Below are 24,755 nucleotides of genomic sequence, written 5' to 3'. Positions count from 1 at the left end.
ACAGGGTGTCAGTCATTGCCGCTTTTCGAGGGCGGCCAGAGGGATAGAGCGTCGTGTTGCGACGAGTATTTGCGTACGCATCAGCTTTTCTCATCGTTTTCGCCGTTGGCCTGACGAGCGCGGAAGCTCGGGGCAACCGCCACGCTGCGTTCATCCTGGACGCCAACACCGGCGCTGTTCTCCACAATGAAGACGGCGACGCGCCGCGTCATCCCGCGTCTCTCACCAAGATGATGACGCTGTATCTGACATTTGCGACGCTCCAGACCGGGCGTCTGCGTATGTCCGACAGGATTACGATCTCCGAGCATGCTGCCGATCAGGCGCCCTCGAAGCTCGACCTCAAACCGGGCGATCAGATCACAGTCGAAAACGCCATCAAGGCGATCGTCACCAAGTCCGCCAACGACATCGCCGTGGCGCTTGCAGAAAAAATCGGCGGCTCCGAAACCAATTTTGCCCGTCTGATGAATGCCCGCGCCCGCGCATTCGGCATGTCAGGTACCCACTACGAGAACGCCTCGGGCCTCCCGAACGACGAGCAGATTACCACGGCACGCGACATGGCGACCCTCGCGCTGCGCCTGCAGGACGATTTTCCGCAGTACTACCCGTTCTTTTCCACCCGGGTATTTTCGTATGGCGGCAAGTCCTACCGCAACCACAACACCATGCTGAACACCTTCGCAGGTATCGACGGCATCAAAACCGGATACACGCGCGCTTCCGGCTTCAACCTCGTGACGTCGCTTCATCGCGGCGAGAAACATTTGGTCGGCGTTGTCTTCGGCGGCCGCACCGCGGCGACGCGCAATGCCGAGATGCGCGCGCTGCTGACGCGGATGCTGTCGCGCGCCTCCCGCAACAAAACCCGCAAGCCGCTGCTGCTCGCCCGTCTAAGAAGCGAGCCGAAGATCGCACAACGTCCCATAAAGCGCGCGCCGGCCCGCACGGAAGCTCCACAACCGGCTGTCCAGGCCGACGCCGATGAAACGCCGGTCCGTATCTTCAAAGTCCGTGCGGTGCCGATCTCGACGAAGGCCCGCGCGCCCTCGTCCGACGACACGACCGATATGGAAGACACAAGCCCCGAGGAAGCCCCGGCCCGAGCCGTTCCGCCAATCCAGACAACGCCCGGCTACACGCGCGTCGGCAACGCTTCCCCGGTGACGGGAGCCCAGGTTGCGCCAATTCGCCCATTCGCTCCGGCGAACCTTGCCAGCTCCAGCACCTCGTCGATAACCGCGCCACCTCGCCCTCAGCAGCGCGTCGCGGCCTATGAACCGCCGCCGCCAGCGCTTGCCCCACGGCCGCAGCGGCGTCAGCAGCCGCAAGAGACCGAATTGCACGACCCGCCGGTTATCCGTGGCATGCCGCCGTCTACGCTCGGCGCCCAAGCCCGCGCGTTAGGTGACGCGTCAGGCGATCGGTTTGAACCGCGCCGGGACACGGCTCGGACGGCAAATGGCGGTCGCTATGCCGTTCAGATCGGCGCCTATAGCTCCATCGACGACGCCCAGCGCGCCTTGAGCAACGTCCAGGATCGTGCCGGACGCCTTCTCGCCGGCGTTTCCTCCGTCACCAACCCGGCGATGAAGAACGGCCACCAGATCTTCCGGGCCCGCTTCACCGGCTTCAACGCCAATCGTGCCGCCTCGACGTGCAACGCACTGCGTCGCCAGGCGGTCGATTGCTTCGTCATGGCGGGCGAGTAACGCCTTGCACTGGAAAGCAGCGCAGACGTAGCATCGCAGCCCAGCTTGCAATGTAAGGCCCGCCCGTGACCGCCAACAGCGAAATTCCCAAGCTCGTCGTCTTCCAAGGCGTCCTTCCGCCCGGCGACGTTTATCACCCAGCAGCCGATCGCATCGTCTCCGGGAACCCGGTGCAGTGCGCACAAAACCTGTTTCAAAGCCCCGATGGCCATTTCAGCTCGGGCATCTGGAGCGGCGATCCAGGAGCATGGCGCGTCGTCTTCACCGAAACCGAGTTCTGCTACATCTTGGAGGGCCTCATCGTCGTCCGCGGCGATGATGGTTCCGAGGCGACCTTCCGCGCTGGAGACGCCTTCCTGACGCCCGCAGGCTTCACCGGAACCTGGGAAGTCATCGAACCCGCCAAGAAGTTCTACGCGGTTTATGAGTGACGAAGCCTCCTAACTCTTCCCACTCAGCAGTGTGTAATTGCCGCCGGTCGCGGTGATATCGGTCGAACGCGTCCGCTCGGTCGCAAAGCGCGCAAGATAGTTCGGTCCGCCAGCTTTCGGTCCGGTGCCGGAAAGCCCCTCGCCGCCGAACGGCTGGACGCCGACGACCGCCCCGATCTGATTGCGGTTGACGTAGAGATTACCGACGTGGGCGTTCTCCGCCACGTAATCGGCGACGCTCTCGATGCGGCTGTGCAGCCCAAGCGTCAGGCCGTACCCAGTCGCATTGAGCGCAGCAACGACCTTGTCGATATGCCCGCGCTCATAGCGAACCATGTGAAGGATCGGCCCGAACACTTCATGATCGAGCCTGTCGAGCCGGTCGATCTCGTAAAGCGCCGGTGTGACATAGGTCCCGGCCCGGCAGGCTTCCGGCATCGCAAGATCGATGATCTCGCGTCCCTCACGCTGCATCAAGACCTTGTGGCTTTCGAGATTGTCCTGCGCCGCTTCGTCGATCACCGGGCCGATATCGGTCGCGTAATCCAGCGGGTCCCCGACATCAAGCGCTTCGATGGCGCCAGCGAGCAGCGCACGGATACGCGGCGCATTATCGTCTTGAACGAAGAGAATGCGAGCCGCCGAGCAGCGCTGACCGGCGCTATCGTAGGCCGACCGCACAGCATCGCGCACTACCTGCTCAGGCAACGCCGATGAATCCGCGATCATCGCGTTGATTCCGCCCGTCTCGGCGATGAAGGGCACGATGGCCGAACGCCGATCCGCCAGCGCCCGCTGAATGGCCCAGGCTGTTTCGTTCGATCCCGTGAATGCAATTCCTTGCAGGCGCGCATCTTTCACCATCGCTTCGCCGAGCTTGCCGCCGCCCGTCACGAGTTGCAGCGCCTCGCGCGGGACGCCCGCTTCATGCAGCAGCCTGACGGCCAAAAAGCCTGAGATCGGCGATTGCTCGGCAGGCTTTGCAATGACGGCATTCCCCGCCGCCAGTGCTGCCGCCACCTGGCCGGTGAAAATTGCAATCGGAAAGTTCCACGGCGAAATGCAGCCGAACACACCGCGCCCGCGCAGCGTCAGCGTGTTTTCCTCGCCCGTCGGGCCCCGGAGTACGACCGGATCGGAAAAAAGCCGCCGCGCTTCGACGGCGTAATAGCGCAGGTAATCGACAGCTTCCCGCACCTCGGCCTGCGCCGCTTCGATGGTCTTCCCGGCCTCGCGGATCAGCGCCGCCATCAGCGCTGCACGATCTCGCTCGAACAGGTCCGCAGCAACTTCGAGAATGCGCGCACGCTCGGCAGCGTCGGTTTTTTCCCATAACGGCGCTGCGTTTTTCGCCGACGCAATCGCGTCTTCGAGGTGCTGCGGCGTTGCAAGCCGCACCGTTCCGATCCGATCGCGATGGTCGTGCGGTGACGCGACAACGCCTGCTGCCTCGCCCCCCGCCGTCACAACGCCGTTGATGATCGGCCCCGCCGCGAATGGCGTTTTCAGGACTTTCGCGATCTCGGTTTGCAGCGCCTCGCGCACGCCGGTCTCGGTCAGTGCCAACCCAGCGCTGTTCTTGCGTTCGGGCAGAAAAATATCGCGCGGGCGCGCAATCAGCTTCGGCCGCTCGCCCGAGCTGAATTCCCGATCCGCGATCTCGACCGGATCGGCGATGATCTCGGAAATCGGCGTTTCTTCATCGCCCAACCGATTAACAAACGACGTGTTGGCTCCGTTTTCGAGCAGTCTCCGCACGAGATAGCCGAGCAGATCCTCATGCCCGCCGACCGGCGCATAGACGCGGCAGGCGCGATTGAACTTACCTTCGCCGACAACCTGCTCGTAAAGCGCTTCGCCCATGCCGTGCAGGCGCTGATATTCGAATTCGACGGCTCCTCCCGCCACGGCCGCCGCCGCAATCGTATGCGCGTTATGCGTCGCAATCTGCGGATAGAATGCGACGGGGTCGGAAATCAGCAGCCGCATCGCTGCGAGATAGGAAACATCCGTGTGCAGCTTGCGCGAGAATACCGGGTAATCTTCCAGACCACGCTCTTGCGCCCATTTGATCTCGCTGTCCCAGTACGCGCCTTTGACGAGCCGCACCGGAATGCGCTTCCCCGTCTGCTCACTCAGCCGCCGGAGCCAGCGAAGCATCGGAATCGCGCGCTTCCCATAGGCTTGCACGGCTATCCCAAGCCCATTCCAGCCTTCGAGCTGTGAACTGACGAATGTGTCGCCGAAAAGCTGCGCCGTGAGATCGAGTCTGTCCTGTTCTTCGGCATCGACCGTCAGCCCGAGACCCTTCGCCCGCGCCGCGCGCGCCAGCGTCAACAGTCGGGGGCCGAGTTCCGCACGCAGTCGTTTCTCTTTCCCCGGCTCGAACCGCGGATGCAGCGCTGAGAGCTTCACCGAGATCGAAGGGCGCCCAAAGATCGCGTCGGCATGCTGCGTCGTGAATGGCCGGGCATCCGCCCCGACGGCATCGATCGCCGCCATGTAGCGCTGGAAATAGCGCTCAGCATCCTGTTCCGACCGCGCCGTCTCGCCCAGCATGTCGTAGGAAAACCGGTAGCCCTTCTCCTCATAAAAGCGCGCTCGCGCCAATGAGCTCTCGATCGTCGAGCCCAGCACGAATTGCTCGCCGAGCAGCTTCACGGCATGGCGGATGGCCAGCCGGATCGTCCCCTCGCCCGAACGCGCGACAAGCCGCTTCATCGCCTGAAACGGATTGGCGCCTTTCGCTTCCTTGAGCCGCATGATGCGGCCGGTCAGCATCAGGCCCCAGGTCGAGGCGTTGACGAACAGATTATCGGAATGGCCGCGATGCTTCTCCCAAGCGCCCCCGGAAATCTTGTCGGCAATGAAGGCGTTGGCCGTTTCGGCATCCGGGATGCGCAGCAGCGCCTCAGCGAGGCACATCAGGATGACGCCCTCATCGGTCGCCAGCCCATACTCGTGCATGAAAGCATCAATGCCCGCATGGCTTGCTTTGTCGGCGCGTGCGGTATGAACGAGGCGGCGCGCGATGTCGGCCGTGCGCCGGCGTTCGTCTTCAGTGAAAAACGCCCGCTCGATCAAAGCCCCGACGAGACGCGGCTCGTCCATAAGATACTGGGCGGCGAATTCGTCCCGTGGTGGGAGAGCCCGCTGTGTCACGCTGTCCTCACGCCGCAATGTCGCGACCATGTCCTACCCGCTGATATAGGGCGGCCGATGCGATTCGCCCGTTAAGGAATACTAGCAGATCGTTAAACCGCCGCCTCCCCCGGCTGTCGGCCGCCCACCGTGTCCCCTTGACGGTTCGCCTCTATTCCCGGCACCTCTGGCCGAAATTTAAGCTCGGGGGGCTTCGCCTGTGTCCGATAAAATCAAGATCGTCCGCACCGTCCACGACCTCAGAAAGGCGGTCGCCAAATGGCGCGGCCGCGACCAGACGGTTGGCCTTGTACCGACGATGGGCGCTCTCCACGCCGGGCATATTTCCCTGGTGAAACTGGCGAAAAAGAAAGCCGACAAGGCCGTCGTCTCGATTTTCGTCAACCCCACGCAGTTCGCCGCCAACGAAGACCTGTCGCGTTACCCGCGCGATGAAGCGGGCGACCTCGCCAAGCTCGCTGCTGCCGACGCCGACCTCGTCTGGTCACCTGGTGTTGAAGAGATGTACCCAGACGGTTTTTCCACAGGCGTCCGCGCCGGGAGCGCTGCCAAGGACCTGGAGGGCGCATTTCGTCCCGGTCATTTCGATGGCGTCGCAACCGTGTGCGCCAAGCTTTTCAATCAGGTGACGCCCGACATCGCAGTTTTCGGCGAAAAGGATTTTCAGCAGCTTGCCGTGCTGCGCCAGATGGTCCGCGACCTGAACATGCCGCTGAAATTGATCGGCTCACCGACGAAACGCGACGCCGACGGACTGGCGCTTTCTTCGCGCAATGCCTATCTCTCGGAAGCCGAACGCAAGATCGCGCCGGCTCTTTACGCAGCAATTTCCGCACTTGCCAAAGATGTCGCCAACGGGGCCGACATTCCGGCGGGCGTGGCTGATGCCAAACGCAAAGTCACCGCGGCAGGCTTCACGAAAATCGACTATATCGAGGTCCGGGATGCCGAAACACTCGAACCGGCATCAACCGCAAGTGGGCGGCCGATGCGCGTTCTCGCCGCCTGCTGGCTGGGCAAAACCCGGCTGATCGATAACGTCGCAGCCTGATCCAGCCCGCGAGTTGCTGGACCGACACAGAACCGAAACGCCATGGTAGCCCCGGCCCGGCTCGGGCTATAAGAAGCTCTCTGAGATTCGCTTCAGCGGCCCAGCTGTCAGGCGTCCCCGCCGCTTCTTTCCGAATGCGTGGTTATGCCATGGCACGATTGGGGGCCGCTAATGAGCCGATCGCAAACTGACCTTTTTCCGGAATTCGAAAGCGAAATGACTGAGAAATCGTCGCGTGCCCGCAAGCCTGTCGAAAGCGCCTATAGCGAACAGGACATCGAGGTCCTTGAGGGTCTGGAGCCCGTGCGCCGCCGCCCCGGCATGTATATCGGCGGCACCGACGAAAAGGCCATGCATCACCTTTTCGCCGAGGTCATCGACAACTCCATGGACGAGGCCGTTGCAGGCCACGCCACCTGGATCGAGGTCGAGCTCTCGGCAGACGGCTTTCTGACGGTCACCGACAATGGCCGCGGCATTCCGATCGGCCCGCATCCCAAGTACAAGAATAAGAGCGCGCTCGAAGTCGTGATGACCGTTCTGCACGCGGGCGGCAAATTCGACTCCAAGGCCTACAACACCTCGGGCGGCTTGCACGGCGTCGGCGTGTCCGTCGTCAACGCGCTGTCCGAAACGCTCGAAGTCCAGGTCGCACGCGACCAGCAGCTTTATCGCATGGTGTTCTCGCGCGGCGAGCCGCAGACCAAGCTCGAAAAGCTCGGGTCCATCATGAACCGGCGCGGCACGAAAACGCGCTTCAAGCCAGACGAGAAAATCTTCGGCAAAGGCGCTGCGTTCAAGCCTGCGCGCCTGATGAAAATGGCCCGCTCGAAGGCCTACCTGTTTGGCGGCGTCGAAATCCGCTGGAAGTGTGCACCGGAGCTCATCAAAGACGACACGCCCGCCGAAGCGACTTTCCACTTCCCCGGCGGCTTGAGCGACTATCTCACGTCATCGATCGACGGCCGCACCCGCGTCACCAAGGAAATCTTTTCAGGTCGCGTCGAGAAGGACGAAGGCCACGGTTCAGTTGAATGGGCCGTCGCCTGGATCTCCGACGAAGACGGTTTCTCATCGTCCTACTGCAACACGATCCCGACGCCAGAAGGCGGCACGCACGAAAACGGCCTGCGCCAAGCGCTCTATAAGGCGCTCCGCGCCTATGGCGAACTCGTCGGCGTAAAGAAAGCCCAGCAGATCACGTCCGAAGACGTGATGGGAACGGCCGCTTCGATGCTGTCCGTCTTCATTCGAGAGCCGGAATTCCAGGGCCAGACCAAAGACAAGCTCGCGACCGTCGAGGCGACGAAGATCGTCGAAACCGCTGTGCGCGACGCCTTCGATCATTGGCTGGCAGACTCTCCGCAGCAGGCAACGAAACTGCTCGAATGGACGATCGACCAGTCCGAAGAACGCCTGAAGCGTCGCCGCGAAAAAGAGGTCGGCCGCCAATCGGCAACGCGCAAGCTGCGTCTTCCCGGCAAACTTGCCGACTGTTCGATCCAGCAGGCCGCCGGCACCGAAATCTTCATCGTCGAGGGCGACTCGGCCGGCGGCAGCGCCAAGAGCGCCCGCGACCGCGAAACCCAGGCAGTGCTGCCTTTGCGCGGCAAGATCCTGAACGTCGCCAACGCCTCGTCGGCGAAGCTGTCGCAGAACCAGCTTCTAGCCGATTTGATCCAGGCGCTCGGCGTGGGCACCGGCACCAAGTATCGCGACGACGACCTGCGCTACGAGCGCGTAATCGTCATGACCGACGCCGACGTCGACGGCGCGCACATTGCCTCGCTGCTGATCACGTTCTTCTATCAGGAAATGCCGGAACTGGTCGAAAACGGCCACCTCTTCCTGGCGGTGCCGCCGCTCTACAAGATCTCCGACAAGAGCGACGTTGCCTACGCCCGCAACGAGGCGCACCGCGACGAGCTGCTCGCGACGCATTTCAAGAACAAGAAACCGAAGGTCACACGCTTCAAAGGCCTCGGCGAGATGGACTTCAAAGACCTCAAAGAGACGACGATGGACAAGAAGCGCCGCACGCTTCTCCGCGTCGCCATCGATGAAGCCGCGCGCGACGGCCTGTCAGAAGTGGTCAACGCTCTGATGGGTTCGAAGCCTGAAGCGCGCTTCCGTTTCATTCAGGAGAACGCTGCCTTCGCGAAGGACCTAGATATTTAAGGCCTTCGCTCGGCTCAACCTGAAAGCATTCCATTTGCCATCCTCGGGACAAACTCCGAGGATGACAAAATTCACCGATTACTCCCCGCGCGACGAGGCTTCGTTCTCGCGCTGGATGGCCGCCGCATTGCTGACCTTGGCGTATTCGAGCGTATCCGTATCGACGTAAACTTCGCCATCCGGCTTCGGCGCATACTTCTCGCCCAGAACCTCAATCACTGTCGGATTGCGCTCCGGGGTCTCACCATGAGGCGAGTTGAAGTACCCTTCGACGACGATGCCCTCCGCGCGATACTTCGGATCATCCAGCAACAGCTCGTGCAGGTCCTTGAGCTTGTAATGCGGAACCGACGCGTAGATGTGGTGCGGCAAGTGATAGTCCATGCCGAACGGAAACACCGCATAGCGAATGAACGGATTGACCAGGAACACGCGCGTGTTCGTATAGCGCCCGCGATCGGCATTCCCGTGCTGCACCCACTGCCGCATAATCATGAACAACGGGAAAGCGGTGAATAGCGGCAAGATCCACAGCAGGCCGTAATAGCTCCAAGCCGGTCCCCAGCCTGCCACTTCGACTGCTGTCAAAGCCGTGTAGACGATCGCCATGTAAATGATGCGGCTGATGTTGGTCGCCCGATGCGAAATCACCGTCTCGACGTGCGCGTGCGGCAGCTTGTTTTCATCGAGAAAATAGAAATACGCGACGACACTTGCCGTCATCACGCCGAGCGCCGCAAAGGCCCAGGGGCCGTGGCCCATCTTGATGAGCGTTATAGCTGCAATCGGCGCAGTAACGGCATAGATGACACCGGCCAGCGTCGGCAGCCGTTCGCCCTTTCGCTCCCGGTCCATGTACGGATTATTGTCCGTCCCGAGCGCGCTGTAACGCGCACGCACGATCATGTAGCGGAAGAGGTTCGGCAGCCAGAGTTGCTTTGCCAGCTCTTTCAGCATGTCGACGTGCGTGATCGGAAAATCAAGATCGTGGCCGCTCTCATTCAACTGCGCCCAATCGGGATCGCGCAGCGGATCGTTGATGAACTGATGATGCGCTAAGTGGTGCAACCGATACTGGAACGTCGATGTGTAAATCGGAAAGCCGCCCAGCCAATCGGACACGGCTTCATTCATGAATTTGTTTTCGAAGAGCGTGAAGTGCGTGCCCTCGTGAATGACGCCGCCGAATTGATGCTGCGAGGCGCCGACCGTCGCAATGCACAGCAGCGTCATCGGGATGTTCCACCACCAGCCAAGACCGGCAGCCGCGACGGCGCTATAGCTCCAGATCGTCAAGCCAATCGCGGTGGCAATCACCAGGTAGACAAACCCGATGTGTGCGAAATTCGTATAATTATCCCGCTTCTTCAATTCGCGTATGACATCGCCACGACGAATGCCGCGTGGCCGGGCTTCTGCGGTTACCGCCGGGGTTTCGCGTGCGGCCACGCCGCCAACCGCAGAACCAGCATCGATTGTCATTGCTCGACATCCTTGCGAGGTCGCGAGACGGTTCTCGCGTTCAAAATGGCACACGCGAAACGCCACGCAACAGAGCGCTCTTAACACCGCCCCTATACCCAGACCGTGACAGGCGCCGCCTCGCCGATATCTACGGCACTAAATATCCGCTAAAAAGGCAATTTCGTTGATACGACAAATAAGCTCCTCGGAGCTTGTGGAGGTTCGTTAAGATTTTTTCAACAGGCACGGCAAAAAAGCGCTCGCCGCAATGCCGACCATGTTGCACGGATGCCCCTGTTTCGAATGCTGATTCGCATTCATCATGCCAACGTACGGCGGCAGAATCTGAGCGACCTCAGAATACGGCGCCGGGGGGGGAAATATTATGAATATAAGAGCCTTGGCTGCCGAGACATTCGGCACATTTATGCTGATGTCGTCCATTCTTGGATCGGCGTTCTATTCGTTTGGAGCACCGTCCGGCGCGGCGGGCATACTTGGCGTCGCGTTTTGTATCGGCATTACCGTCATGGTGACGGCCTTCGCGATCGGCCACGTCTCCGGTGGGCACTATAATCCCGCTGTCACTCTAGGCTTGGTTGCCGGCGGCCGCTTCGAGTTCGGTCCCGCCATTCTCTACATCATCGCCCAGCTTGTCGGCGCTTGTGCCGCCTGTGGAATCTTCTCCCTCGTCGGCCATACGAGCCCCACGTTCGCCGCCAACGGCTACGGCGACCTCTCGATGCTGAAAGCGACCCTGGGTGAAGTTTTCATCCTGGAAACGGTCCTGACTGCATTTTTCCTTGTGGTCATCATGGGCGTCACGCGGGCGAACCACCCCTCAATGATGGCGCCCATCGCTATCGGCCTCGCCCTGACTGCAATCCACATCATGTCGATCCCGATTTCCAACACCTCGGTTAACCCGGCCCGCAGCTTCGGCCCGGCGATCTATGCCGGTGGCGAGCCGCTGTCGCAGGTCTGGGTGTTTTTCGTCGCGCCGATCCTCGGCGGCATCATCGGCGGCCTGTTCGGCCGTTGGCTGCTTGAAGACTAAACTTGGAGTTTAGGGTTTCTAAGGCCGCTTTTGGCGGCCCTAGAGCCGCCTGTGACACAAGCCCGCGGCTTACGGGCTCAAAACTAGTGGGTTTTCCTTGCGATTTTCCGAGATGTATGCGAGCACGCGATCGTGCCGGAGCGCAGGGGATCGATTTGCGCATTTTTTAATGCTTTTTTGATCCGCACTCCTATTTCGGCTTAGGTCCTTTCGGCACCCGTCCCCCCTGCGCTCTCTTCAAAGACCGTCTGACGCCCTCGCGCCGGACAGCCAGATCCTGTGCAGATGGAGATACCTGCTTTTGGAAACCAAGACGTTCGCTGACCTGGGGCTCTCGCCCAAGGTTCAAGCCGCCATCGCGGCTGCGGGTTACGTCGCGCCAACCCCGATTCAAGCCGCTGCTATTCCCGTCGCAGTTACCGGCCGAGACGTTCTCGGCATTGCTCAGACGGGCACCGGCAAGACCGCCTCCTTCACCCTACCGATGATCACTCGCCTCGAAACGGGCCGCGCACGCGCGCGAATGCCCCGCTCATTGATCCTCGCGCCGACACGAGAGCTCGCCGCTCAGGTCGCGCAGAGCTTCGAGAAATACGGCGTCAATCACAAGCTGTCGCTCGCACTGCTGATCGGCGGCGTCTCGATGGACGACCAGGTGAAGAAGCTCGACCGCGGCGTTGACGTTCTCATCGCCACACCCGGCCGGTTGCTCGACCATTTCGGCCGCGGCCGCGTCATGCTGATGGGCGTCGAAATTCTCGTCATCGACGAAGCCGATCGCATGCTCGACATGGGCTTCATTCCCGACATCGAGAAGATCTGCAAGCTGCTGCCGCCGCGCCGCCAGACGCTCTTCTTCTCGGCGACGATGCCGCCCGAGATCACGCGCCTCGTCAATCAGTTCCTGAACAATCCCGAACGCATCGAAGTCGCCAAGCCGGCAACAACGGCAAAGACGATCACGCAGCGGTTCGTCTATTGCCAGAACGGCGAAGACTGGGCCAAACGCGAAGTCCTGCGCGATATGATCCGCGACGGTAACGTCAAGAACGCGATCATCTTCTGCAACCGCAAGCGCGATGTCGCGGTGCTCCATAAATCGCTGACCAAGCACGGCTTCAACGCTGGCGCACTTCATGGCGACATGGACCAGACGAGCCGCATGGAGACGCTCGACAAGTTCCGCAACGGCGAGATCATGCTGCTGGCAGCGTCCGACGTTGCGGCGCGCGGTCTCGATATTCCGGAGGTCTCGCATGTCTTCAACTTCGATCTGCCGTGGGCAGCCGATGACTACGTGCATCGCATCGGCCGCACCGGCCGCGCCGGACACGAAGGACATTCCATTTCCCTCGTCAGTCCGGATGATTTGAAGTTCGTGAAAGACATCGAAAAGATCACAGGTGAAACGGCCGTCTGGCTTGGCGAACCTCCATCGGAGGAAGACATCGCCGGAGCCGGAAAGCGCCGCCGCGGTCGCGGTGGACGCGGCCAAGCCTCAGGCGGCCGCGAGAAATCGACCAAGCCGCACCGTGGTTCTGAGCACGGCCGCCGCGAGCAGAAGCCAGCGGCGGACAAGCAGTCGAGAAGCCATGCACCGTCGCGCGACAGCGAAGCCCCGCGTGCTCATGGGCGCGGAGAGCAACCGCCGTCGCCAAGCCGTCAGCATGCGCAGCCGCGCCGCGAACATCCTCAGCGCTCAGCTCATCGCAACGAGCAGCCGACGGTCGATGCCTGGACAGATGAGCCGAAAGCGCCGCGTCGCGCCGAGCGTGCGCCCGAGAAGCGGCAAGCGGCGCAAGAGCAGCCGCGGAGCAAGGCTCCGCCTCCGCAGAAGGGTGGCGAGCGCCTCGGCTTCGCTGAAAACATGCCGGCGTTCATGCGCAAGCCCGCCCGCCCAATAAAGGTCCCGGGCCGCGGCTGATTGGTCTTACCTCTCCCTTTGAGAGGGCCACAGAGCGAGGGGACCAGCCACTGGCTTGCTTCCTCGCCAGTCATGCTCGGTCTCGTCCCTAGGATCTACCGGCCAGATCCTCAGCAGAAAAACAATCCTCGGCTTTGTGCCGAGGATGACGTTCAACGGGATGATCGGGCGGCCGATTTTGTCTTTCGCGCTGCTTTGGGCTTTGCGGTTGTCGGCTTCCGCGGTTTGCTAGCAGCAAACTGATGCGCGGCATCAATGGATGCATGCGCCCAATCCCTCAATTCATCGACGTCGTCGAGCAGGCGCTCCGGCAGCCGCCAATAAGACGTAAGCTGCGTTCGCCCACTTTTGGTCTGATAGGAGAACGGCTGCGAGCGCTCCGCCTCGAACCGCGCTCGCATTCCTTCAGAGGTCTTCAAATAGATCGTGCCGCCAGTGATGATGGCGAAGAACGTGCCGTCGAAATAAACACCGACGCCCCCGAACATGTGCCCACCGCGTACGAAACCTTCGCGTTCCAGAGCATCTTTCAGGATTTGAAGCAGATCATCATTCGCGGAGGACATGCAAGGGTCCCAAACACGTGCCCGCGGTTTGCGTCAGCCGACCGGTGCAAACCCTTCCGGCGTAGCTGGTTCGAGGTTGACGCTCTCGCCGCAACCACAAGCGCTCTTCTGGTTCGGATTGTTGAAGACGAACTGCGACGACAGCTTGTCGGTCTTGTAGTCCATCTCCGTGCCGATCAGATACATGATCGCTGCCGGATCGATGAGCACGACCGCGCCTTTGTCTTCGATAACCTCGTCGAACTTCCCGATCTCTTCAGCCCAGGTCATGGTGTATTCCATGCCCGCGCAGCCGCCCTTCTTGATCCCGATCTTCAACGCCTTGACGCCCGGCTTCTGCGCGAGCAGAGCAGAAACGCGCGCCGCGGCGGTGTCGGTCAAGGTCATGACTTTTGGCATCATTCTAAGCGAGGGCACGCTGGCCTCCGTGGGTCGTTGCTTCACTGCAAGTATATGGGTATTCGCCGTCCAAAACGATACCCACGTCAGAACATTCCAACCGCAAGCCGCGCTTCGTCCGACATCCGGCTTTGATCCCAGGGCGGATCGAACACGATATTGACCCTGGTTCCAGCGACGCCCGGCACGGCATTCACGGCGTTTTCAACCCAGATCGGCATTTCGCCTGCGACCGGACAGCCCGGCGCCGTCAACGTCATGTTGACCACGACGTTGCGGTCGTCATCGACCTCGACCTTGTAGATCAAGCCCAGCTCGTAAATGTCAGCCGGAATTTCCGGATCGTAAACCGTCTTGAGCGCGGCGACGATGTCGTTCGTCAGCCGCTCGATCTCTTCCGGCGGCAGTGCCGATGCATTGCCGCCACCCTTGGGGGCCCCATCCGCCGATACGACACCAGCTACCGGATCCGGCGCAACGCCACCGTCCGGCGGCGACGTCGGCGGCGCGTCGAGCGCCTCGACCGCCGTCTTCAACGCCTCGCGGTCTTCGATTTGCTTCCCATCCATTCGGAAGCTCCTTTACGCGAAAAGATCATGCGCCTTGGTGAGCGCGGTAACCAGCGCATCAGCCTCGGCTTTTGTGTTGTACAACGCGAAGGACGCGCGGCAAGTTGCAGTCACTCCCAGGCGCTCCATCAAGGGCTGCGCGCAGTGATGCCCCGCCCGGATTGCCACACCCGAACGGTCGATGATGGTCGACACGTCGTGCGGGTGCAGCCCATCCATCGTGAACGAGAAGATCGCGCCTTTGCCCGGCGCCGTGCCGTAAAGTTTGAGCCACGGCAGCTCCGCCAGCCGCTCAGCAGCGTAAGCGCCAAGCTCGGCTTCGTAGCGCGCGATTTTCTCGCGCCCGATCTGCATCATGTAATTCAGCGCTGCCGCCAGCCCAATCGCTTCGACGATCATCGGCGTGCCGGCCTCGAACCGGTGCGGCGGTTCGTTATATGTGACGTTATCGAGCGTTACACTTTCGATCATGTCGCCGCCACCTTCGTACGGCGGCATGGACTGCAACAACTGGCGCTTTCCATACAGGACGCCGATCCCCGACGGGCCATAGGTCTTGTGCCCCGTGAAGACGTAGAAATCCGCATCGAGATCGCGCACGTCGACACCCATGTGCACAGCCGCCTGGCTGCCGTCGATCAGCACCGGCACGCCCTTGGCGTGCGCGATACGAATGATCTCCTTCACCGGATTGATCGTGCCGAGCACGTTCGACATATGCGTCACGGCAACAAGCTTCGTGCGCGGGTTAATAAGCGCCTCGAGCTTGTCGATTATCAGCTCGCCGCGATCCGTCATCGGCGCCCATTTCAGCACAGCACCGTTGCGCGCGCGCAGGAAGTGCCACGGCACGATGTTGGCGTGATGCTCCATGATCGTGATGACGATCTCGTCGCCCTGCCCGATTCTGGGCTCACCGAATGACCGCGACACGAGATTGATCGCGCTCGTCGCATTGCGCGTAAAGATAATCTCGTCCGCATGCTCGGCGTTGAGAAACCGGCGCACCGTCTCACGCGCGGCTTCGTATTTGTCGGTCGCCGTATTCGAGAGGAAATGCAGCCCGCGGTGCACGTTGGCATATTCGTAGCGATAGGCATGATCCATCGCCTCGATGACGGACAGCGGCTTCTGCGCCGACGCTCCATTGTCGAGATAGACGAGAGGCTTGTCGTTCACTTCCCGAAACAGGATCGGAAAATCCGCCCGAATGCGCTCGACATCGTAAGGCGCGCCGGTGAGCCCCGCCTGCGACGCGGCGCTTCGGGAAGCGGCAATGCTGGTTTCATGTCCCATATGTTATCCGCCCAGACTTTCGGCCCTAAACTATCGGCCCGCCGAGCGCCCGAGCCACTGCGTAGCGTAAGCCGCTAGCGCGCCTCGAAGCTGCTCGTTTTCAACCTTCTCGATAGCTTCACCAATAAAGGATTCGATCATCAGCGCCCGCGCCTCTTTCTCCGGAATGCCGCGCGAACGGCAATAAAAGAGAAGATCGGGATCGAGTTCCGCCGCCGTCGTGCCGTGGCCGCAGACGACGTCGTCGGCGTAAATCTCGAGCTCAGGCTTCGAATCGAATTCGGCATCTTCCGACAGCATCAGCGCTTGCGACATCTGCTTACCGTCAGTCTTCTGCGCATCAGGGCGAACAATGATCTTGCCTTGGAACACGCCACGGCCGTGATCTTCCAGCACGCCTTTGAATAGTTCGCGGCTCTCGCAGCGCGGCACCGCATGATCGACGACAAGCGTCGTATCGATATGCTCCGCCCGCCGCGCGAGATAGGCGCCGGAAAGATCGATCTTGCTGCCCTCACCTTCGAAAATGACGTTGAGGCCGTTGCGCGCCAGGCCGAGCCCAGCCGAAAACTGAAAGCTGCGATAGGTTGCATCAGCGTCGAGCGTCACATCGCAATTCGACAGATGCAGAGCCTTACCTTCGTCGACCGCGACCTTTGCATGATGCAGCGTCGCGCCTTTGCCAAGGACAACATCCGTCAGCGCATTGAGCTGCACGTCCTGCGTCGCGCCCGGCAGAACGACGTGCGCTTCGATCACGCTCGCCGACGCACCGGCTTCAACCGTCACGAAATTGCGCACGGCAACTGAGGAAGCCTCGGCACCTGCTCGAACGAAAACGATCATCAGTGGCTTTGCGACTGACGCGCCTTCCGTCACGCGCACGACGGCGCCGTCGGTCATGAAGGCCGTATTGAGCGTTTCAATCGCATCGCCGCCCTCCGGAGTGGAAACGAGAGCCGCACTCACGTCTTCCGTCGCCGTTGCCAACAACTCGCCAAGCGCCGCAACCTCGATGCCCGCCGCGTCGGCAAAATCGCTAAGCCCTGCTCGATGGTGACCATTCACGAAAACGATCCGATGCGCATCGACGTGGGCCAACGGCCCGAGCGCCACGATCAATTCCGCGATCGTCAACGGCGTTGCGTCGTCGGGCGCAGCGGGAAAGATGTCTTTCACGTTGGCGCGAAGATCGGTGTATTTCCATTCCTCGATGCGCCGATGAGGCAGGCCAAGGCCACTGAAAGCCCCTATCGCTTGCGCGCGCCGCTCACGCACGACATCGGTTCCCGGCAGCTTTCCGGCCGCAGCCTCGAAACTTTCCGAAATGGCCTGTTCGGCCTTCGTCTTCATCACTGCAACGTTCATATTAAGCCGCCTTGTGCGTGTATTCCGCGTAGCCGGACTTCTCGAGTTCAAGCGCCAGCTCTTTACCGCCCGTCTTCTGGATGCGGCCATCGGCAAGGACGTGCACCTTATCCGGCACGATATAGTTCAACAGCCGCTGATAGTGCGTAATGACGACGAACGCGCGGTCCTTGTCGCGCAGCGCGTTGACGCCCTCAGAGACGATGCGCAGCGCATCGATATCGAGACCGGAATCGGTTTCATCGAGCACGCACAGCGTCGGCTCCAACAGCGCCATCTGCAGGATTTCCGAGCGCTTCTTCTCGCCGCCTGAGAAGCCCACGTTGACAGGGCGCTTCAACATATCGACGTCGATGTTGAGCTTCGCGCCCTTTTCCTTTACGAGCTTCAGGAACGCAGGCGTCGTGAGTTCCGCTTCACCGCGCTTCTTCCGAACGGAATTGAGCGCCGTGCGCAGGAACGTCAACCCGGCGACGCCAGGAATTTCCATCGGATACTGGAACGCGAGGAAGACGCCCTTCGCAGCTCGCTCATCGGGTTCCATGTCGATGATCGACTCGCCGTTCCAGAGAATGTCGCCGTCGGTGACCTCGTAGCCGTCGCGGCCAGCAAGAACATAGGCAAGCGTCGACTTGCCCGATCCGTTCGGCCCCATGATCGCGTGCACTTCGCCCTTCGGCACGGTGAGCGACAGGCCTTTGAGAATCTCGCGATCTTCATCCGCGAGCTTCACGTGCAGGTTTTTGATTTCAAGCATTTCAATAACCGTTTCCACAAAACTTGAATTCTGATTTCATCACAGCTGCGCGGGCGGTGACCCACGGCAACGATCAGCCAACCGAACCTTCCAGCGAGATGCCGATCAGTTTCTGGCTTTCGGCCATGAACTCCATCGGCAACTGCTGCAGCACGTCACGCACGAAGCCGTTGACGACGAGCGCCACCGCTTCTTCCGACGAAAGCCCGCGCTGGCGGCAATAGAACAGCATGTCGTCCGAGATCTTCGACGTCGTCGCTTCGTGTTCGAAGTGCGCGCTCGAATTCTTGGCCTCGATGTAAGGCACCGTATGTGCACCGCACTTGTCGCCGATCAGCAGCGAGTCGCAGTTCGTGAAGTTGCGCACGTTCGTTGCTTTCCGATGCGCCGAGACAAGACCGCGATACGTGTTCTGCGAGAACCCCGCCGCAATGCCCTTCGAAATGATCCGGCTCGACGAGTTCTTGCCGAGGTGGATCATCTTCGTGCCGCTATCGACCTGCTGATAGCCGTTCGACACCGCGATCGAATAGAACTCGCCGCGCGAATAGTCACCGCGCAGAATGCAGCTCGGGTACTTCCACGTAATCGCGGAACCCGTCTCGACCTGCGTCCACGAGATCTTCGAGTGATGACCGCGGCAATCGCCGCGCTTCGTCACGAAGTTATAGACGCCGCCCTTGCCCTGCGCGTCGCCCGGATACCAGTTCTGGACCGTCGAATACTTTATCTCGGCTTCATCGAGCGCGACCAGTTCGACGACCGCTGCGTGCAGCTGATGCTCATCACGCATCGGCGCCGTGCAGCCTTCCAGATAAGAGACGTAAGCGCCCTTGTCGGCGATGATCAGCGTGCGCTCGAACTGACCCGTCTGCTTCGCATTGATGCGGAAGTACGTCGAAAGCTCCATCGGGCAGCGAACGCCCGGCGGCACATAGACGAACGAGCCATCGGAGAACACCGCCGAGTTGAGCGCTGCATAGAAATTGTCCGACTGCGGCACGACCGAGCCCAGATACTTCTTCACCAACTCGGGATGCTCGCGCACCGCTTCCGAGATCGAGCAGAAGACCACGCCAGCTTTCTTCAGTTCATCCTTGAACGTCGTGACGACCGACACGCTGTCGAACACGGCGTCGACCGCAACGCGCGAACCCTGCACGCCAGCCAGCACTTCCTGCTCTTTCAGCGGAATGCCGAGCTTCTTGTAAGTCTCCAGCAATTCCGGATCGACCTCGGCAAGGCTCTTCGGGCCCTCTGTCGATTTCGGCGCGGAATAATAATAGAGGTCCTGAAAGTCGATCTTCGGATAATGGACCTTCGCCCACGTCGGCTCCGTCATCGCCTTCCATCGCGTGAACGCTTCGAGCCTCCAGTTCAACAGCCACTCCGGCTCGCCCTTCTTGGCTGAGATGAAGCGCACCGTCGATTCATCGAGCCCTTTCGGCGCCGTGATGCTATCGATCAGCGTCTCGAAACCATACTTGTACTGGTCGACATCGATCTTGCGAACTTGATCGATCGTCTCCTGAACAGCAGCCATTTCTTCGTCTCTCTATTTACGCACCGCCTCGCGACGGCACTTGAAATCTGATCTTTACGCAGCGAGCGCCGGTGTGCCCGCGATTGCCTTCCAGGCGGCTAGAAACGCCGCGATATCATCTTCAGTCGTCGTCGGGCCGAGGCTGACGCGGATCGTGCCTGCCGCGATGTCCGGCCCCAATCCCATCGCCTCCAGAACATGGCTCGCGCCGACTTTGCCCGATGAGCACGCCGACCCCGCACTTACCGCAATGCCTGCAAGATCGAGCCGAATAACGAGCGTTTCCGCGAGCTTTCCGGGAAGCGCCACCGCTGTCGTATTGGCGAGACGCAGTGCACCTTCACCGACGATGACCACATTCGGGCTAACCCGCTTCAATTCGGCTTCGAGCTTGTCTCGCAACCCGCCGACCACATCGATCGAAGCCAGACTGCGAAGCGCAACTTCGGCAGCAGCCCCGAAGCCTGCAATCGCTGCAACGTTCTCCGTCCCAGCGCGACGGCGACGTTCCTGCCCGCCGCCCCTGATAACAGGCACAAGGTCCACATGGTCACGATTGACGAGTGCGCCAACCCCTTTCGGGCCACCAAATTTGTGTGCGGAAATCGCCAGCGTATCGACATCGAGTGCGGTAAAATCAATCGGAATCCGGCCCGCAGCCTGCACCGCGTCGATGTGCATTTTGATACCGTGTGCCCGGGCGAGTTCGGCAATCTCGGCGATCGGCTGGACCACGCCGGTTTCGTTGTTGGCCATCTGAACGGCAATGACTGCCGGGCCAGCGAAACTGCGCGACGCGAGCAGCGCAGCGATCTCCTCGACTTTGAGCCTGCCATCCGTGCCGATCGGCAGCATCACAAGCTCGGCGTTTGAAGCCCGCGCAGGCGCAAGCACCGAATCGTGCTCGATGCCGCTCGTCAAAATCGTCGCCCAGGGCTGTGACAGCGCCCAGGTGTTGGCTTCGCTCGCACCGCTCGTAAACACGATCTCGGACGACTTCGCGCCGACCAAACGCGCTACGCTCTCGCGCGCCGCTTCGATGACAGCGCGTGCACGACGGCCTTCCGCGTGCACCGACGACGGATTGCCTGCAACATCGAGCGCCTCGATCATAGCGGCCTTAGCCTCCGGCAGCAGCGGCGCCGTCGCGTTGTAGTCGAGATAGGTTCGCGGACCGTCCGCGCGTGCAAACGCCAATCCGCGGCTGGCAACCGGACGCGCTGACATTCGGCCGCCTGCTACGACGTCAGCAAGTTTGACCGAACTCAAAAACTTCCCCGTCGCGTCGCTCAGCGCACTCCACAGCCCATGCGTCACGCACGGCGTCGCAACCGAGCAGCGCGGATCGTTATGCGAGCAGCGGGTGAAACGCGTGTCTTCCTCGACCGCGTCCATCACATCGGCGACGGAAATCTCATTTGCAGGCTTGGCGAGGCGATAGCCGCCAGAGCGCCCGCGGGCGCTCTCAACTAGCCCAGCGCGGCGCAACGGCACAAAAAGCTGTTCAAGATAGGAAAGCGGCAGGCTCTGGCGCTCAGCCACGACCGACAGCGCTGTAGCACCTTCATCGGCATGCCCGGCAAGGTCAGCCATGGCCATGACCGCATAACGGCCTTTGGTCGTTAATTCCACGTATCAATCCCCGGACTATCGTCGCCCCAAGCGGCGGCGGAATCCTTCACCACGCATCCTTAGCTTGCATCCGGCACCCCGGACTGTGCTAAGAGACCCGCCCTATCGGAAGGGCCCTGCGTTTTTGAACGCCAGCCCCTACATTTCGAACGGTTCTAAGGTTATGGAAATCCTGAGCGCTGGAGTCAAGGATTGAGAATTCGAGCCACAAGGATTTGAACGCCAAAACGCCGCAGGTCATCCTGGCGGCGGCATCCAGCCTCCGAATGCAGCCCAATTTCACACGAGCGAGACCGAGTAACGAATGCCCGAACTCATAATAAATGGCCCAGGCGGACGCCTTGAGGCCCGCTACCACCACGAGAGCAACGCGGATAGCCCGATCGCGCTCATCCTGCACCCCCACCCACAGTTCGGGGGCACCATGAACAACCAGGTGGTCTACAATCTCTACCACACGTTCGCAGCGCGGGGCTTTTCCGTGCTTCGCTTCAACTTCCGCGGCGTCGGCCGCAGCCAGGGCGTTTGGGACGGCGGCCCCGGCGAACTCGCCGACGCAGCCTCCGCGCTCGACTGGCTGCAGCTCGTCAAGCCCGACGCCAAGACCTGCTGGATCGCCGGCGTGTCGTTCGGCACCTGGATCGCGATGCAGCTGCTGATGCGCCGCCCGGAAGTCGACGGCTTCATCTGCGTCGCGCCGCCGTCGAACCTGTATGACTTCTCGTTCCTCGCGCCGTGCCCCTCGTCGGGCCTCATTATCAACGGCGATATGGACCGCGTCGTCCCGACCGCTTCGGTCGCCGAAATGGCAGCGAAGGTGAAAGTGCAGAAGGGCATCAAGATCACGCACGAGGTCGTGCCCGGCGCCAACCACTTCTTTGAGAACAAGACGGAAGAACTCGGCAACATCGTCGGCAGCTATCTCGACGAGCGCATGGTTCAGTTCGAACTCGATCGCGAGCGCAACAAGGAACGCGAGCGTGAGCGTGAGCGCGAACGTCAGCGCCAGCGCGAACTTGAACGGCTCGAATCCCAGAGCGCACCCGCTGCCGGCGCAGGCGGCGACGAAGAAAGCGACGACGAATAACGCCGTCTTATGTAGCCTAGTGAATGACGTGAGCGGTGGGATCAGCCCTGAGCCCGCCGCTCATTGGTTCTGGAACGCCCGTCGTGCCCGGAAACGTGATCGGCAGTCCGAGCGTCGAACGAACAGCCAGATAGGCCCACGCCTCCGCTTCGAGGCTATCGCCATCAAGGCCGATTGCTTCCGCCGGAACGACGGCATGATGCACCTGCTCCGCCAGCATCCCCATAATGGTCTTGTTGCGCCGGCCACCGCCTGCAACGACCCACAACTCCGGTTCGCTCGGCATGTGCTCCCGCGCCTTCGCAATCGAGCGCGCAGTGAAAGCCGTCAACGTCGCTGCTCCGTCTTCGATGCTCAAGTGCTGGACGGCATCGAGCGCAAAGGCATTGCGATCGAGCGACTTCGGCGGCGTCTCGGCGAAATACCCGTCGCTCAGCAAGGAAATGATCGCATCTTCGTCGACCTGCCCCTGCCCCGCAGTAACGCCGCCGGAATCGAGATAGGCGCCGGTCTTGCGCAACATCCAGTCATTGATCAACGCATTGCCGGGTCCAGTATCGAAAGCCAGCAGAGAGCCGTCGCGCCCGATCCACGTCAGGTTCGCGACGCCCCCGATATTGACGATCGCGACTGGCCGCTGCGGCAGCTTTGCCGTCAACGCCCGGTGATAGGCCGGAACGAGCGGCGCACCCTCTCCGCCCGCATCGACATCGGCCGCACGCAAATCATAGACGACCGGACAGCGCGTAAAGTTCGCCAGCAGATCGCCAAGCCCGAGTTGCACCGTCAGGCCAATCTCCGGCCTGTGCAGCACCGTCTGGCCATGAAAGCCGATCACGTCGACCGAAGAGCGTTCGATGCCTGCCTCTTGAAAAAACTGCGCGACCGCAATGCCGTGGGCTTCGGTCAGCGCCCGTTCCGCATCCGCCAAAGAATACGGTCGCGCATCGCGGACATGCAGATCCCGCGCATCCGCTATGGCGTTGACCAGCACGCGGCGCATGTCATCGTCATAGGGAAACGTCATCGCCGGACCGCGGATTACGTGATCTTCCCCATCCGTATCGATCAACGCCACATCGATGCCGTCGAGCGATGTTCCGCTCATCAGCCCCACCGCTCTCATCAACTTGCTCATCGCGACCTTCCCGTGCATGGTGCCGCCCCGCGGCGCCGGCCGCAAATCATCAAGTGGCGCAGCCGCAAATAGAAAGCGGCCACGCCGCATACTAAAAAGCGGCACAGCTCAAAACATAGCCCGCGACGACTGAAGTGAAAGCCTGAATTGCAATGACGACACCGAATTCCGAATTTCTTAAGACTATGACCGAGCGCGGATTTTTCCACCAGTGCTCCGATATCGAGGGCCTGGACAAGCTCTCGGCCGATGGCCGTATTGTCGCTTACGTCGGATACGATTGCACGGCGCCGTCTCTCCATGTCGGCTCGCTGATCTCGATCATGATGCTGACCTGGTTGCAAAAGCTCGGCGGCAAGCCCATCGCCCTGATGGGTGGCGGCACGACCCGCGTCGGCGATCCATCCGGCAAGGACGAAACGCGCCAGATGCGCACCATCGATGAGATCGAAACCAACAAGAACGGCATCAAGCAGGTTTTCGAGAAGTTCCTGAAGTTCGGCGATCAGGGCTCCGACGCCATGATGGTCGACAACGCCGAATGGCTCGCACCACTCAACTACATCGACTTCCTGCGCGATGTCGGCCGTCACTTCTCAGTCAACCGCATGCTGACGATGGACTCGGCCAAACTCCGCCTCGAACGCGAACAGGAGCTGTCGTTCATCGAGTTCAACTACATGCTGCTTCAGGCCTATGACTTCGTCGAGCTGAACCGTCGCTATGGCTGCAATCTGCAAATGGGCGGTTCGGATCAGTGGGGCAACATCGTCACCGGCATCGACCTTGGCCGCCGCATGGGCGTGAAGGATCAACTTTATGCGCTGACCTGCCCGCTGCTGACGACGGCGTCGGGCGCCAAAATGGGCAAGACCGCTGCGGGCGCCATCTGGCTCAACGAGGCGCAGCTTTCCGCTTACGACTACTGGCAGTTCTGGCGCAACACCGAGGACGCCGACGTTGCCCGCTTCCTGAAGCTCTTCACGTTCCTGCCGCTCGATGAAATTGCCAGGCTCGAAAAACTGTCGGGCTCCGAGATCAACGAAGCAAAGAAGGTGCTGGCGACCGAAGCCACCGCGCTGTTGCACGGTCGCGACAAAGCCGAAGCTGCCGCTGAGACCGCGCGCAAGACCTTTGAGCAGGGCACGCTCGCGTCCGATCTGCCGACCATCGAAATCCCGCGAAGCGAACTCGATGCCGGCATCGGCATTCTGGTGGCGTTCGTGAAAGCCGGGCTCGTTTCGTCGAACAGCGAAGCGCGCCGGCAGATTCACGGCGGCGGCCTGAAGGTCAACGATGTAGCCGTCACAAGCGACAAAGCCAGCCTCACCCCAGCCGATGCGAGTGCATCAGGCTTTATCAAGCTGTCGCTCGGCAAGAAGAAACACATTTTGCTGCGACCGGTCTAAAGGACTGGT

At 61.1% G+C, this 24,755-nt stretch carries 19 protein-coding genes; 8 read left to right on the top strand and 11 right to left on the bottom strand.

The window, feature by feature from the left end:
* Window positions 1-53 precede the first annotated feature (53 nt).
* Window positions 54-1,715, top strand: a complete 1,662-nt coding sequence (locus ACLB1Z_RS06745; protein ID WP_409562608.1) for a D-alanyl-D-alanine carboxypeptidase — start codon at window positions 54-56, stop codon at window positions 1,713-1,715.
* Window positions 1,716-1,780: 65 nt separating this feature from the next.
* A complete protein-coding gene (locus ACLB1Z_RS06740) occupies window positions 1,781-2,146 on the top strand; it encodes a cupin domain-containing protein (RefSeq protein WP_013946746.1) in 366 nt (121 codons plus the stop codon).
* Window positions 2,147-2,155: 9 nt separating this feature from the next.
* Here ACLB1Z_RS06740 and putA read toward each other — a convergent pair whose 3' ends face one another.
* Window positions 2,156-5,338: a bifunctional proline dehydrogenase/L-glutamate gamma-semialdehyde dehydrogenase PutA gene (putA, locus tag ACLB1Z_RS06735; RefSeq protein ID WP_409562607.1), complete on the bottom strand. Its 3,183-nt coding sequence runs from the start codon at window positions 5,336-5,338 to the stop codon at window positions 2,156-2,158.
* A gap of 169 nt (window positions 5,339-5,507) precedes the next feature.
* On the opposite strand from putA, the gene panC reads away from it, so the two are divergent.
* Both panC and parE read left to right on the top strand, forming a co-directional pair.
* On the top strand, window positions 5,508-6,359 hold the full coding sequence (panC, locus tag ACLB1Z_RS06730) for a pantoate--beta-alanine ligase (protein ID WP_409562606.1): 852 nt from the start codon (window positions 5,508-5,510) through the stop codon (window positions 6,357-6,359).
* A gap of 171 nt (window positions 6,360-6,530) precedes the next feature.
* On the top strand, window positions 6,531-8,537 hold the full coding sequence (gene parE / locus ACLB1Z_RS06725; RefSeq protein ID WP_409562605.1) for a DNA topoisomerase IV subunit B: 2,007 nt from the start codon (window positions 6,531-6,533) through the stop codon (window positions 8,535-8,537).
* Between the two features lie 78 nt (window positions 8,538-8,615).
* Here the strand turns inward: parE and ACLB1Z_RS06720 are convergent, their stop codons facing one another.
* Entirely contained in the window at window positions 8,616-10,019 is a 1,404-nt protein-coding gene (locus tag ACLB1Z_RS06720) for a fatty acid desaturase family protein (RefSeq protein WP_409562604.1), read from the bottom strand.
* Window positions 10,020-10,386: 367 nt separating this feature from the next.
* Here ACLB1Z_RS06720 and ACLB1Z_RS06715 point away from each other — a divergent pair, with 367 nt between their 5' ends.
* Together ACLB1Z_RS06715 and ACLB1Z_RS06710 are read left to right on the top strand one after the other, a co-directional pair.
* The gene (locus tag ACLB1Z_RS06715) at window positions 10,387-11,058 is read left to right on the top strand and encodes an aquaporin (protein WP_013946741.1); all 672 of its coding nucleotides are present in this window, start codon (window positions 10,387-10,389) and stop codon (window positions 11,056-11,058) included.
* A gap of 301 nt (window positions 11,059-11,359) precedes the next feature.
* Window positions 11,360-12,982: a DEAD/DEAH box helicase gene (locus tag ACLB1Z_RS06710; protein WP_409562603.1), complete on the top strand. Its 1,623-nt coding sequence runs from the start codon at window positions 11,360-11,362 to the stop codon at window positions 12,980-12,982.
* 152 nt (window positions 12,983-13,134) lie between these two features.
* Here the strand turns inward: ACLB1Z_RS06710 and ACLB1Z_RS06705 are convergent, their stop codons facing one another.
* The 8 genes from ACLB1Z_RS06705 to ACLB1Z_RS06670 all read right to left on the bottom strand — a co-directional run bounded on the left by ACLB1Z_RS06705 (window position 13,135) and on the right by ACLB1Z_RS06670 (window position 21,112).
* Window positions 13,135-13,548, bottom strand: coding sequence for a TfoX/Sxy family protein (locus tag ACLB1Z_RS06705; protein WP_409562602.1), 414 nt, complete (start codon window positions 13,546-13,548; stop codon window positions 13,135-13,137).
* 33 nt (window positions 13,549-13,581) lie between these two features.
* On the bottom strand, window positions 13,582-13,935 hold the full coding sequence (locus ACLB1Z_RS06700) for a HesB/IscA family protein (protein WP_041300732.1): 354 nt from the start codon (window positions 13,933-13,935) through the stop codon (window positions 13,582-13,584).
* Window positions 13,936-14,033: 98 nt separating this feature from the next.
* Window positions 14,034-14,516, bottom strand: coding sequence for an SUF system Fe-S cluster assembly protein (locus ACLB1Z_RS06695; protein ID WP_409562601.1), 483 nt, complete (start codon window positions 14,514-14,516; stop codon window positions 14,034-14,036).
* A 12-nt stretch (window positions 14,517-14,528) separates the two neighbouring features.
* Window positions 14,529-15,812 carry a cysteine desulfurase gene (locus tag ACLB1Z_RS06690; RefSeq protein WP_409562600.1) on the bottom strand — a complete coding sequence of 428 codons (1,284 nt, stop codon included), beginning with the start codon at window positions 15,810-15,812 and terminating at the stop codon, window positions 14,529-14,531.
* Between the two features lie 30 nt (window positions 15,813-15,842).
* Complete coding sequence (gene sufD / locus ACLB1Z_RS06685) at window positions 15,843-17,180, bottom strand: Fe-S cluster assembly protein SufD (protein WP_409562599.1); 1,338 nt, start codon at window positions 17,178-17,180, stop codon at window positions 15,843-15,845.
* Window position 17,181: 1 nt separating this feature from the next.
* Window positions 17,182-17,937, bottom strand: a complete 756-nt coding sequence (sufC, locus tag ACLB1Z_RS06680) for a Fe-S cluster assembly ATPase SufC (RefSeq protein WP_024275541.1) — start codon at window positions 17,935-17,937, stop codon at window positions 17,182-17,184.
* 73 nt (window positions 17,938-18,010) lie between these two features.
* Window positions 18,011-19,480: a Fe-S cluster assembly protein SufB gene (gene sufB / locus ACLB1Z_RS06675; RefSeq protein ID WP_409562598.1), complete on the bottom strand. Its 1,470-nt coding sequence runs from the start codon at window positions 19,478-19,480 to the stop codon at window positions 18,011-18,013.
* A gap of 54 nt (window positions 19,481-19,534) precedes the next feature.
* The gene (locus ACLB1Z_RS06670; RefSeq protein ID WP_409562597.1) at window positions 19,535-21,112 is read right to left on the bottom strand and encodes an aminotransferase class V-fold PLP-dependent enzyme; all 1,578 of its coding nucleotides are present in this window, start codon (window positions 21,110-21,112) and stop codon (window positions 19,535-19,537) included.
* A gap of 304 nt (window positions 21,113-21,416) precedes the next feature.
* On the opposite strand from ACLB1Z_RS06670, the gene ACLB1Z_RS06665 reads away from it, so the two are divergent.
* Window positions 21,417-22,199 (top strand): alpha/beta hydrolase, encoded by a 783-nt coding sequence (locus tag ACLB1Z_RS06665; protein WP_013946731.1) that lies wholly within the window; start codon window positions 21,417-21,419, stop codon window positions 22,197-22,199.
* 16 nt (window positions 22,200-22,215) lie between these two features.
* Here ACLB1Z_RS06665 and ACLB1Z_RS06660 read toward each other — a convergent pair whose 3' ends face one another.
* The gene (locus ACLB1Z_RS06660) at window positions 22,216-23,355 is read right to left on the bottom strand and encodes an anhydro-N-acetylmuramic acid kinase (protein WP_409562596.1); all 1,140 of its coding nucleotides are present in this window, start codon (window positions 23,353-23,355) and stop codon (window positions 22,216-22,218) included.
* Between the two features lie 134 nt (window positions 23,356-23,489).
* On the opposite strand from ACLB1Z_RS06660, the gene tyrS reads away from it, so the two are divergent.
* Entirely contained in the window at window positions 23,490-24,746 is a 1,257-nt protein-coding gene (tyrS, locus tag ACLB1Z_RS06655; RefSeq protein ID WP_409562595.1) for a tyrosine--tRNA ligase, read from the top strand.
* Window positions 24,747-24,755: the final 9 nt, after the last annotated feature.

Origin of the sequence: Hyphomicrobium sp. MC8b (assembly GCF_905067615.1) — a bacterium.
Classification (GTDB): domain Bacteria; phylum Pseudomonadota; class Alphaproteobacteria; order Rhizobiales; family Hyphomicrobiaceae; genus Hyphomicrobium_B.
This window is presented reverse-complemented; position numbering and strand designations above follow the sequence as displayed.

Excerpts from the sequence above, each read along its gene's own strand:
- parE (WP_409562605.1), top strand. The coding sequence starts at position 6,531 with ATGAGCCGATCGCAAACTGACCTTTTTCCGGAATTCGAAAGCGAAATG.
- ACLB1Z_RS06700 (WP_041300732.1), bottom strand. The coding sequence starts at position 13,935 with ATGACCTTGACCGACACCGCCGCGGCGCGCGTTTCTGCTCTGCTCGCG.
- sufC (WP_024275541.1), bottom strand. The coding sequence starts at position 17,937 with ATGCTTGAAATCAAAAACCTGCACGTGAAGCTCGCGGATGAAGATCGC.
- ACLB1Z_RS06690 (WP_409562600.1), bottom strand. The coding sequence starts at position 15,812 with ATGGGACATGAAACCAGCATTGCCGCTTCCCGAAGCGCCGCGTCGCAG.
- ACLB1Z_RS06705 (WP_409562602.1), bottom strand. The coding sequence starts at position 13,548 with ATGTCCTCCGCGAATGATGATCTGCTTCAAATCCTGAAAGATGCTCTG.
- tyrS (WP_409562595.1), top strand. The coding sequence starts at position 23,490 with ATGACGACACCGAATTCCGAATTTCTTAAGACTATGACCGAGCGCGGA.
- ACLB1Z_RS06665 (WP_013946731.1), top strand. The coding sequence starts at position 21,417 with ATGCCCGAACTCATAATAAATGGCCCAGGCGGACGCCTTGAGGCCCGC.
- putA (WP_409562607.1), bottom strand. The coding sequence starts at position 5,338 with ATGGTCGCGACATTGCGGCGTGAGGACAGCGTGACACAGCGGGCTCTC.
- sufD (WP_409562599.1), bottom strand. The coding sequence starts at position 17,180 with ATGAACGTTGCAGTGATGAAGACGAAGGCCGAACAGGCCATTTCGGAA.
- ACLB1Z_RS06720 (WP_409562604.1), bottom strand. The coding sequence starts at position 10,019 with ATGACAATCGATGCTGGTTCTGCGGTTGGCGGCGTGGCCGCACGCGAA.
- ACLB1Z_RS06660 (WP_409562596.1), bottom strand. The coding sequence starts at position 23,355 with ATGCACGGGAAGGTCGCGATGAGCAAGTTGATGAGAGCGGTGGGGCTG.
- ACLB1Z_RS06715 (WP_013946741.1), top strand. The coding sequence starts at position 10,387 with ATGAATATAAGAGCCTTGGCTGCCGAGACATTCGGCACATTTATGCTG.
- sufB (WP_409562598.1), bottom strand. The coding sequence starts at position 19,480 with ATGGCTGCTGTTCAGGAGACGATCGATCAAGTTCGCAAGATCGATGTC.
- ACLB1Z_RS06695 (WP_409562601.1), bottom strand. The coding sequence starts at position 14,516 with ATGGATGGGAAGCAAATCGAAGACCGCGAGGCGTTGAAGACGGCGGTC.